At 45.3% G+C, this 11,120-nt stretch carries 7 protein-coding genes and 3 pseudogenes; all 10 read left to right on the plus strand.

Translation table 11 applies throughout. The features are described 5' to 3' along the window. A pseudogene (locus tag ACMZ6Z_RS08355) lies at positions 1–640 on the plus strand (hypothetical protein); the annotation flags it as partial. Between the two features lie 226 nt (positions 641–866). Then, a complete protein-coding gene (locus ACMZ6Z_RS08360) occupies positions 867–1,133 on the plus strand; it encodes a helix-turn-helix domain-containing protein (protein WP_416132105.1) in 267 nt (88 codons plus the stop codon). A 282-nt stretch (positions 1,134–1,415) separates the two neighbouring features. Continuing rightward, on the plus strand, positions 1,416–1,727 hold the full coding sequence (locus ACMZ6Z_RS08365; protein WP_416132106.1) for a hypothetical protein: 312 nt from the start codon (positions 1,416–1,418) through the stop codon (positions 1,725–1,727). Positions 1,728–1,742: 15 nt separating this feature from the next. Beyond that, positions 1,743–2,324, plus strand: coding sequence for an LPXTG cell wall anchor domain-containing protein (locus tag ACMZ6Z_RS08370; RefSeq protein ID WP_416132107.1), 582 nt, complete (start codon positions 1,743–1,745; stop codon positions 2,322–2,324). Positions 2,325–2,358: 34 nt separating this feature from the next. Then, positions 2,359–6,081 (plus strand): annotated as a pseudogene (locus ACMZ6Z_RS08375) (SspB-related isopeptide-forming adhesin). A 53-nt stretch (positions 6,082–6,134) separates the two neighbouring features. Next, positions 6,135–6,610 (plus strand): annotated as a pseudogene (locus ACMZ6Z_RS08380) (hypothetical protein). A gap of 84 nt (positions 6,611–6,694) precedes the next feature. Continuing rightward, positions 6,695–6,919 carry a hypothetical protein gene (locus tag ACMZ6Z_RS08385; protein WP_416132108.1) on the plus strand — a complete coding sequence of 75 codons (225 nt, stop codon included), beginning with the start codon at positions 6,695–6,697 and terminating at the stop codon, positions 6,917–6,919. A 24-nt stretch (positions 6,920–6,943) separates the two neighbouring features. Then, the gene (locus tag ACMZ6Z_RS08390) at positions 6,944–7,690 is read left to right on the plus strand and encodes a hypothetical protein (RefSeq protein WP_416132109.1); all 747 of its coding nucleotides are present in this window, start codon (positions 6,944–6,946) and stop codon (positions 7,688–7,690) included. 201 nt (positions 7,691–7,891) lie between these two features. Continuing rightward, on the plus strand, positions 7,892–8,821 hold the full coding sequence (locus tag ACMZ6Z_RS08395; RefSeq protein WP_416132110.1) for a hypothetical protein: 930 nt from the start codon (positions 7,892–7,894) through the stop codon (positions 8,819–8,821). A gap of 719 nt (positions 8,822–9,540) precedes the next feature. Continuing rightward, the gene (gene ltrA, locus ACMZ6Z_RS08400) at positions 9,541–10,818 is read left to right on the plus strand and encodes a group II intron reverse transcriptase/maturase (protein WP_416132111.1); all 1,278 of its coding nucleotides are present in this window, start codon (positions 9,541–9,543) and stop codon (positions 10,816–10,818) included. The last annotated feature ends 302 nt before the right edge of the window (positions 10,819–11,120 follow it).

An 11,120-nucleotide genomic window follows, 5' to 3' on the forward strand; every position in this document is an offset into this window, starting at 1 on the left:
AAACATCCCAAAGTCAAATAGAGACTTTGGGATGTTTTCAATATACTTTGTTATTGGGCGGTTACGTTTGATAGAGTTTGACAAGACGATCAATAGTGCTTACTCTGGCCGTTATGAGGCGGCCAGCCGTGATTATATCTTGAACCTCTGTAGAGCCTGGATTTCGCCTGATTTGAGGTCTTCAGACCTCTTCAGCTACCAGCGGTGGTATAAATTCAAGAAGTCACGTGGCCAGCGTGTTAGAAGTCATCTCTGGGAATGGGAAGCTGATGTGCTCGCCTACATTGAGAGACAGAGCTTTGAGATCAATCCCTTTATCAGGACGACTAAGGCAGCGATTATAGAGGCAGTAGGTATCCCTAGCCGTTCCTTAAGCAAGGTCTTAGCCAGTCTTAAGCAGGCAGGCAAGATTGTCTACCAGGCTAAGACGGGTCGCAATGGTGGCCTCAAAATAGCCTCTATCAGGCAACTTAGTCTTTCGGTGATGGAAAAGACCAGGGAGGCCAAACAAGCCTACTATGACCAGCTGGAAGCTTTCCTAGAGCAGTCTAAGGAGGTGCTGGATAGCTTGGTTGACAGCTTTAACCATAACGGCCAAACCAACCTTTTTGAGTGTGATGTCGGGGTTGGAACGAAATAAAGCAATCTGCCATTACATATATATCTACGATAGGGGAAAGAATATGGTCCCAGAATCAGTTGAAAAAGACAAAATACTTTATGAGGTGAGGCTCTCTCTATTTGGTCTTATCCCTCTATGGAAAGTAAAACGCACGAAGCGAGAATTGAAGAAGTATGCTCTTATATCTTCTAACAAGAAAAGAATGATTGAACTAGAATTTATTGATAGGAAGGAGGTGTACTAGGTGACCAAGAGAAGCCCTGACCGACTGAAGGATTTACGAAAACAAGCAGGACTAACTCAGGAAGAATTATCTCAAAAGATAGGTGTCATTCGTAAAACTGTCTCAAACTGGGAACGAGGCTTTACACGTATTAGTCCTGACTATGCGGAACAGCTGGCTAACTACTTTCAGGTATCTATTGGCTACTTGGTTGGGGTTAGTGACGATAAACAAGGATCTAACTCTGATTTAAGTAGCTGGATTGCCTACAAGCAGAAGGACAGGTAGTGCTCGGATCGTAATGTCGTAAAACTAGATAGACCTTTGACAATTAAATACAAGGCTTGCCCTGATGCAGCGTGGATATGGATAAAAAAGAAACGGGGGCGAGTAACGAGCTAGAAAAGGATATCTAGCCCAGCCACTAAACGTAAAAGCATGATTGCTGAGATCATAAGCTGAAGGAGTATGGGGTCCCAGACTATAACCCCAGCGTATCAAACACCGAGAACGGTTTACGAACCGATCCAGCACGGCGTTACTTCGCCTTTCAACTTCAAGGAGAAATCTATGACAGATGAAACACAAACAGTCCGCCTAAGGGACTTAAGAAACTTAGGGAAACAAGGAGGCGTAACGGCTCGCCTAGACGATGGGACAGAACTTTTTCTGAAACCGAACTATGCCGTTAAGAAAGCTAATGGCTATGTGGATGGTTGCTTAAGAGAAGTTGAGTTCCACCTACCCTACAAAAGTATTTATAGCCAAATTCGCACCATCAAGAAAGCTGGTCAGTTAGTGGCCAGAAAAGTTAAAACCCCTTCTGGGGTTGAACTTCGTCTCACAGGAAAAGGCTACAAGCCTGATACACATAAATTTTAGAAAAGGAAACACATCATGAAAAAGAAACAATTACTTGCGACCCTTGCCCTCTCTAGCCTGGTTCTTGCTCAGGCTGGATTGGTCTCAGCCGATGAGTTGACACCAGTTGATGCTAGCCAGCCTGCTACAGAGCTAGTGACTAGGACAGAAACATCAAGCTCTGAAACAGTGACAGACCCATCAACGCCATCGACACCACAAGGAAAAGATGATGCAGGTGACCAGGTTGGTAAAGAGCCTTCAGTTTCTGAAGTCACAACTCAACCCAACAAACCAGCAGAAGAGTCTATCTCTTCAAAACCTATTTCGGAACCACAAGCTGATTTTACTCCCTTCCAAACTCCAGGAGGTCAAATTGTTATCGGCACCCAAAATAGCCAAGTCATTATCCAACAAGCAGACGGTAGCACGCCCCTTGTCGCTCCTGAAGCGGTAGGAGGAACGACTAATGCGGATGGTACAGTAACCTTGAAAGCTGCTTCAGGGGAGGTGAAAACCTTGCCTCAGACAGGCGATGAGGCTGGAAGTCTCCTTAGCTTCTTAGGAACAAGTTTGCTGATGGGATTAGGTCTTCTCAAGAAAAAGAAAATGATCTAAATGAACCACTAACAGAAGACAAGAAGGAGGAAATATGACACCAAAACCAAGCAAAGGCCACGGCTACTTCCGTAAGAAAAAATGGGCAAAAGGTCTTGTCTCAGGGATTGCCCTGGCGGGTCTTGTGACCTTCTCAGCTGGAGCAGTTTCAGCTGATGAGGTAAGGTTACCTGCAGAAAAACCAGTAACCCAGCCAGAAAGCACCAACGATAATAATGCTTACGCTGACCAAGCTGGAACAACGACAGGCATACAGGCAGTAGCCATCGATAACAGTGCGGTAGAGGTTGCTGTACAGGCTGCTACAGAAACAGGAGTGGCAGTCACTAAAGAAGCTACTCATGACAAGGGAACAGACACCAATGCGGCGGATTTGGCGACCTCTAAGGCAGATATCAAAGCTGACCAAGACAAGCAGGTGGCAGCTATCCAAAAAGCAACTGAGACCCAAACAGACAACAATGCAGCCTATAGCGAGGCACAGGCCGCTATTGATGCTAATAACGATTATGTGGGAACTGCCAAAGCTACCCACGAAAAGGACACCACCGTAACGGTCACGTCTAACACTTCAACTGCTACTGACGGGTCAGCTGTCCAAAACAAACAAGCGACTGAGACCGCCAAACAAATCCTGGCAACCAACCAGGATTCTGTTAAGAGCTATGAAGGCAAAAAGGCGAACTATGACGCAACGGTAGCCCAAGCGATCACCCTCAATCAAGCGGTAGAAGCTGCCGCAACTGACCTCAAAGGCAAAGGGGTGACGGTGATCACTACCCAGACCGTCGTGACCTCAGTTGCGGAGGTTGAGGCTCTTCGTAAGCAAAATGAAGCAGCTATTGTTGTGGCAGAAAGACAGGTGACCTTAAACACGGCTATTTTGGCCGCCTATGATGAAACCAAGAAGGCTAGCGATGCTACTAGCTCAGATGCCCAGGCAAAGGCTGATGAACTGAAAGGGCTAGGAGTAACCGTAACGACAAGCTCTATAGAGGTGGTTTCTGCTCAAGAAGCCAATCAAATTGCGTCTCAAAACCAAGCTAATTATGACCAGGCCAAACAAAAGCAGACGGAATGGCAAAAGCAATATGATGACCTTCAGACTAAGACAGGAACAGAGGGCTACACCAAGCAGGTCGTCCTACAAGCCCTCGACATGTCAACTTCTAACCCTCAAGCCGCTCACCACTCAACGGCTCCAGGTGCTCAAATTATTGCTACTCGTGACATTGCTTCACGAACAGGTAACTCAGGCTCTGCCCGTATCCTGGATTCTACAGGGGTCTTCAAGTATGCGGATGTGGGGGCTGGCTGGTCTACACAGATTGACTACACTAACCTAAGGGGTCTTCAAGTGACGACAGCTGATGGTCAGAAACACGATATTTCCCGTATTCACAGAACCTTTCAACTGATCAATAATGGAGCCACAGGTCTAAATGATGTTTACATTCCAAACGATCCGACAGAAGGATTTGTCGTTGCTCGAAACAACGGGACGGATAGCTATTCTGACTATATGAACTTCCTAGTGACGGACACTTACTATTACACTCTCGACGGCCAGGAAGTCGCCTTTACAGCCTCAAAAGAAACCCCTATTGCTTTGACCTACTCTTCCCTCAATAACAATCAGATTGGCCGTGAGGGGGCACGTTCTACTGGTGAGGGAAGCTCTATGGTGGAGATTAACGGTTCAACCGTTAGTGTGCATGGGGACAAGTTTGCCTAAGCGGACAACTATAACCGAGTGGAAGAAACAGGTGTCAACTGGGATACGACAGACTCCCCGCACCAGTACAAGGGAGCTGCCATTGAAGTTTTCACTTCAGGAAGTGCCTTTACAACGGAGTTTGTCCAATGGGATGGGCCAGCTAATTTAGGTGGTCAGACCTACTGGTTCGCTATTAACACCAGAGTGGTCTCACCCGTTATTCAAATCCCAGCTAGTGCCAACCTAACTAAGACCACTGTCAAACCAGTTAGCGTTGACCCCGTTTCAGTTGAGTTGGTCAAGGCAGATAATCCAGAAAAGCCAACCCTTGACCTGGTTAGTCTCTCTGATACTAAAAACCAAACAATGGCTGTAAGCTACCATGACTACAAGCTTAATCACAAGCCCGTGGTCACAAAAACCGTGACGGATACGGATAAGATAAATACTGACGGGGCAACCGTGGCTAAGAACAGCCCACAGGTCTATACCCTGAAGCATGACAACATCTACGCCAATATCAAGGTGGGCGACACCATTACCATTGTGGATCCGCTAGAAAAAGGAGCTGTCCCGATTGTGGCGGATAACCTGGCTGATGCCCAGGCTAAGGGCTGGACGGTTAGCTATGATGAGGTCAAGGAAACCTATACCTACAGGGCTACTTATCAAGGGAAACCACTGGAAGCCCCAACCATCAAATGGGTACCAGTCTATGATAAAGCCTTCTTTGACAACACCTATAAGGTTTTGGTCAATGACTACGAGGCCTACTCAAACACCGTCACAACTTATACACCGCAACCACCAACACCTGTGAAAGCTATTACGGATAGGTCTGGGGCGGACATCAACGGGGCTAAGACCTTTGACCGCCAGGTTAACTTCAGCCTGACGACTGACTATAGCCCTTATACTAAGCTATCAGCTTCTGCTCTAGCGATTGCCAAGGGCTTTGTGATTTTGGACGACGTGCAAGACGGGGCCTTTAGCGTTGACCTTGATAGTATCACCGCAACAGCGACAGATGGTACAGACGTGAAAGACCTCTTTACCCTGTACCACGTCTTGTCAGACGAGGCACGAACAGAAGCTATTCAGGCGATTTTGGACACAGCTCAACTGTCTCCAGTTGGTGAGTTTTACCTTTGGGTAGCTAAGGATCCTGCTAGCTTCCACACTAACTATGTGAAACAGTTTAAGAATGTGACCATCAACCTACCAGCCCAGCTTCTGGTTCCTGAAGGAGAAGTGGTCAAAAATGACTTCTTCCAGATTGACTTTGGCAATAGCTACCAATCCAACCTGGTCACCGTTGAGGTGCCAGACGTGACACCAGAAAAGCATGCCCTGGACCAAAAAGATGATACTGTTATCTTGGATAATCAAGCCGTTCAAATAGGCGACTATATCCGCCACCTGCTTGATGGGGTAACTATTCCAGCTAAGCATGATACCCTCTGGCAGTATGACGGTAAGGACAAGTTAGACCTGGCTCGTGACCGCTACACAGGCAAGTGGCAGGGGATCATCAAGGGAACAGCCTACACGGCAAAAGAAGACTTAACCTTGACCTATGACGTGACCCTTGAAGACGGGACACTGGTTAAGGCTGGAGATACCATCAAGGCAGGGTCTAACTACGCCTTTACCTTCACCTTTGACCAGGCCACCAATAGCGACTTCATCAAGAAGATTGTGACCGTGACCTGGGACGAGAAGAAGGGCGAGTGGGCCTACCGCATCGATGAGGACTTCTTACGCTCCCTGGGCATTGAAGGAACCTTTGATGCAGACTTCTACATTGAGGTGGAACGGATTGCGGCAGGAGAGGTGGAAAACACCTTTGTCAATATTGTCAACGGCAAGGAAATGACGGCGAAAGTCACCACCCACACGCCAGAACCACCAACTCCAACCCCACCAGTCAAACCAGCCCTCTCGTCCACGGGTGAGGCAGGCTCAGTGCTTAGCCTTCTAGGAGGCTTTATCCTACCAGGACTTGGAGCTGTGGGACTAAAAAAACGCAAGGACAACTAGTTTTCCCCTTGGCTTTATGGTATAATAAAGCCAACAAATGAGAGGGGATAGAAATGAAAGAGGACAAGAACATGAACGCACACGTGACCAAAAGTGGCTACAAGTACTATACCCCACGAAAAATCGCACAAAAGGCCCCACAAGCCCCCGCACAACCCAGCAAGTGGGAGAAGGGGGCTAAGTGGTTAGGAAAAGTCTTCCTGAAGGGCCTTAAGTGCCTACCAGGCCTTTTAGTTAAGGTGGCCATCACCCCTATTTTCTTACTTAGCTTTATCATCAACCTTGTGAAAAGCCTGTTGTTCACAGCTATCGGTTGGTTCGTTTTTAAGGTGGTTATCGGCTTTGTGGTCATTGGTACTGGGCTTTCCTTACAAAAGAAGGAGCCCCTCCTACTAGTGTAGAGACCTGGCTTCATGATTGGATTATGCCTGCAGGTGTCCCTATTCATCACTGGTGGGAAACGACTATTGTCGTTGTTCTGTCCATCATTACTGCCCTCTCTCCAACCTTCCATTTAGACGAGGCCTAAGCCTCATCAGTTATCCTATCGCACACAGACACTAAGATTTTCTTGGTGTCTGTTATTTTTTCAAAAGAAAGTGAGAAATCAAATATGCAACCTGTAGTAAATTTTATCAATAACATTGGCAATATCGGTGGCTTGGTCGGCCTTGGTTGGGCTGCCTGGGGAGCCTGGGATCTGGCCATTGGTATCCGTCGAGAACTGGATGACAAGAAGGATAAGGGAATCCAAAGCGTTATTCTAGGAGCTATCCTTGGAACGGTCCTCAAAGCCCTTTTCTCAGCCTTGGCCGCTGGACTTCAAGCCATTGGTTAAGCGGACAAAAAGGAGGTGGACCTGATGGACCAATCCACACTAAATCAACTGACCATGAGCCTCAAGGACTATAACCCGACAGCCTACCAGCTTATGGAGACTGTCTCAGGTTCTATGGAACGGGTGGCTATCTTGCTTCTTCTGCTTTTTCTAGGCTTAAACATGTTTAACTGGAACCAGCAGCTTAAAAGAAACGGCGGGGAGCTTTCCCTGCAACTCTGGATTGAGGAAATTTTAAAGTACGCCATGGCTCTCTTTCTTATCCTCTACATTGATGACATCTTCGATAGTTTGGCCTGGCTCTTTAATGTTGTGGTCAAGGGAGCGGCTAAAGGAGGGTTAAACCCTTATGAAGCTAAAACTCCAGACTTTAAAGGATTAAATGCAGCAGCTAAAATAATGCTTCAAATTGTTTACTGGGTCGTTGACTTCATCAGTCAAATCTCGACCAAGTTGCTGATTCTTTTACGGTCCTTTACCCTCTACACCTACAAGGGGATTGCTAAGATTGTGGTGGCTTGTTACATGATGGAGAGCCTGCGGCCAATCTGTTTTGGCTTTTTCAAGCTCTACCTGGCGGCTGTCCTTCAGGGATTGATCCTGGTGGTGGTCATCATGCTTTACCCAGCCATTGTAACCAATGACCTATTAACCGTTGCTAAAACAGGAGCCTGGACCAGTGCTCTGATGGCCATTGCCAAGGGCATTATCTACATCATCATGTTGTTTGGAACTCAACGCATGACCAAGAACATTATGCAGGTGAACTAAGAAATTGTGGTATAATGGCACTATATGACGAGGAGGAAACCTATGGCAGTTTCAAAATTTTATGCCGTCGCTAGGACAAAAGATGGTCAAAAAAGAGTCGTTAATGCATTTGAAGCATTGAAACTTGCAGATGATAATCCCTGAAACTATCCCACAGATAAGGCTAATGGTGTTTTCTACGACCTAGAAACTGAGCTAAAAGTGAGCCCTTCTCACGGTCGGACAAATCCGAAAACTAAAAAGCGTGGTCAGCCTTTCTTTCGATACTTTACTGGAGAGGCTAGCCCATTAAAGGATCAGTCGGGTAGCTTCGCCTATACACCCGAATTGATTGCTTTTCTTTCTGCTTTTGAAACGATTCGGAAGTTTCAAATTCAGGAAGACGAGACCGTAATTATGATTTTTCCAGAGCGGATAGCTAAGCTCCAAAGGGTGACCTTTCCAGACGGTGGCCATTCTATCTTAAAGTTTTATATGAAGTTAGAGGAGACCTATCCCTATTCGGCCTATTATCGATTTAATGGTGTTTTAGCGATTGAGTTCTATGTATCTGGAAAACCCAGTCGTCTGAAACGAGCGGAGTTAGTTAGAAAGGGCATCCCTCTTTTTGAAGCCAAAGCCTTCTTTCCAAAGTGGGTTCAGGAAAATCTTCCAGCAGAGTTTGAAAATCCTGAGGAACTAGTAGTTATTGCAAAAGAAATTCGAACCACCTATCAAGATAGAGATTATAAACTCTATGGGCGTTTTCAAAAAGAGCACATAATAACACCCGAAAATGAAAGGAAATACCAAACTTTGAAATCTTATGAAGACCAGTGCCAGGAATTGCAAGCAGAAATTAAGCGGTTGGAAGACTGTTTCCACGGAAAAAGTGAAAAAGCCAATCAGCTGAGAGAGGAAATCAAGCAAGCAGAAAGTCGTTTACGGTTCTACCACGAAAAGGAAGAATACTACAAGAAGCTAGAGAAAGATAATGAGTTACTGAAGCAAGAAAAGAAGCAGCTTAAATCTGATTGTCAACGGCTAGCTGAACAGTCTCAGCGTTACCTTGAAGAAAAGGAAGTGGCACAAGAAGAAACAAAATCTTTACGTAATCGTTCCTTTTGGCAGTGGCTTCTTAATAAAAAATAAGGATACTAAAACAGTTCTAAAATGGAGCTGTTTTTTTGAGTACGACGGGCATGTCGTACATCTGAGGTGAAAGTCCTCCGTGGGCACCCGCTACCGGTGAACCCAATAGCGACTCCCAAGCCTGACTATCGTGAGGTAGCGGATTAAAACGGTCTGGGGAGAGACCGTTTTAAGTCTGACGCTAGAAATTAGGACCGTCAGAGGAAGGGATAGCGAAATCGCGGCACTACGAACAGAAACGTGATACGAAGGCGTATATAGAGGATAAGGTGGCTAGAAACACTGAAGTCCAAAAAGGTAGTCGTAACCTATATGCGTAAATCACGAGTGTAACTGAATTCGGACTAAGGTCTGTGTGAAAAAGACAATTCTTCCTAGAGACTCTGGACTCTTCGTCAGAATTCCTATTTTCACTTAGACCTTTTAACGTCCTCATATCTTATGTAAACGAGAATCATGTACGACTTATTCCGTGAGGTCTTGTCGAGGTAATAACCTAGTAACAACGAACGACAAGAAGTCAGCTGAAGCCATAGTAGTGATGAAGTTTCTGTAATAGAAACGGAGCGAAGGGCCGAACAACTAATCGAAGTATACCTACTTCGCTTGTGTCTGTAAAGAATGGTCTGATAGAACTGGAGGCGGTCACGTATTGATTAGAAGAAAGTTCACCAATATAAGATATCCTACTGGCACCGAAACAAGAAAGGAATACGCACATGTCACAGTTACTAGATAATATCCTATCTCGTTCAAACATGCTGGAAGCTTACAATCAAGTTAGAGCTAATAAAGGTTCAGCTGGAATTGACGGCATAACCATTGACGAGATAGATGACTATATCCGCAAACACTGGCGTTCAACTAAAGAACTCATAAAGCAGAGGAAGTACAAACCTCAGCCAGTCCTACGAGTTGAAATTCCCAAACCTGAGGGCGGAGTCCGTCAGTTAAGTATCCCAACAGTCATGGATAGAATGATACAACAAGCTATTGTCCAAGTCATTAGTCCCATTTGTGAACCCTATTTTTCTGAGAGGAGCTACGGATTCAGACCCAATCGGTCATGCGAACAAGCTATTATCCAGTTATTAGAATACCTTAATGACGGTTATGAGTGGATAGTAGACATAGACCGGGAGAAGTTCTTCGATACCGTTCCTCAAGATAGACTGATGTCACTTGTTCATAACATTATCCATGATGGGGATACAGAATCTCTGATTCGTAAGTACTTTCATTCAGGGGTGGTCATCAACGGACAGTGGCATAAAACACTAGTTGGAACACCACAGGGAGGAAATCTATCACCGCTCCTGTCCAATATCATGCTTAATGAGCTAGACAAAGAGTTGGAAAGTCGAGGGCTTCGCTTCGTTCGCTACGCAGATGACTGTGTCATCACAGTTGGTAGTGAGGCGGCGGCTAAACGCGTTATGCATTCCATCAGTCGTTACATTGAAAAACGATTAGGTTTGAAAGTAAACATGACCAAGACAAAGATTGTAAGACCGAGCAAACTGAAGTATCTAGGATTTGGTTTTTGGAAATCATCTGAGGGCTGGAAAAGCCGTCCGCACCAAGATAGCGTGCAGAGTTTCAAGAGAAAACTCAAGAAACTAACGGCCCGTAAGTGGAGTATTGACTTAGACAGTCGAATTGAGCAACTAAACTGGGTTATTCGAGGATGGATAAACTACTTTTCTATGACGAACATGAAATCAGTCATGGAAAGCATCGATGAACGTCTGAGAACTCGACTAAGAGTTATTATCTGGAAACAATGGAAGAAGAAAACTAGGCGCCTATGGGGACTTCTCAAACTAGGAGTACCGAAGTGGATAGCGGATAAAGTATCTGGATGGGGTGACCATTATCAATTAGTGGCTCAGAAGTCTGTACTGAAACGTGCCATATCAAAACCAGCCCTCGCTAAACGTGGACTGGTTTCTTGCTTAGATTATTATCTAAAACGACATGCGTTAAAAGTTAGTTGAACCGCCGTGTGCCGAACGGCACGCACGGTGGTGTGAGAGGGACTAGTCTTAGTCACTACTCGATTATTTACAGTGATTGGTGTTCTTATATTGATTAAAGGTAATCATCCCATATCTAGGTATAATGAATATGTATCTTAAATAGCCTCTTTGTGTTTGTGTAAAACTATAAACATCTCTCTTTGATTGTTTTTCGTACCTTTAAACTGGCTAAGATATTTTAGACTTTCAAATTAACTGTACACAAAAAAACGTAAAAACCGGCACATAAAAAAGCTAAAAAACAACATTCAAAAATGTAG

Origin of the sequence: Streptococcus pluranimalium, from assembly GCF_047785705.1 — a bacterium.
In the GTDB taxonomy this organism is placed as follows: Bacteria; Bacillota; Bacilli; order Lactobacillales; family Streptococcaceae; genus Streptococcus; species Streptococcus pluranimalium_A.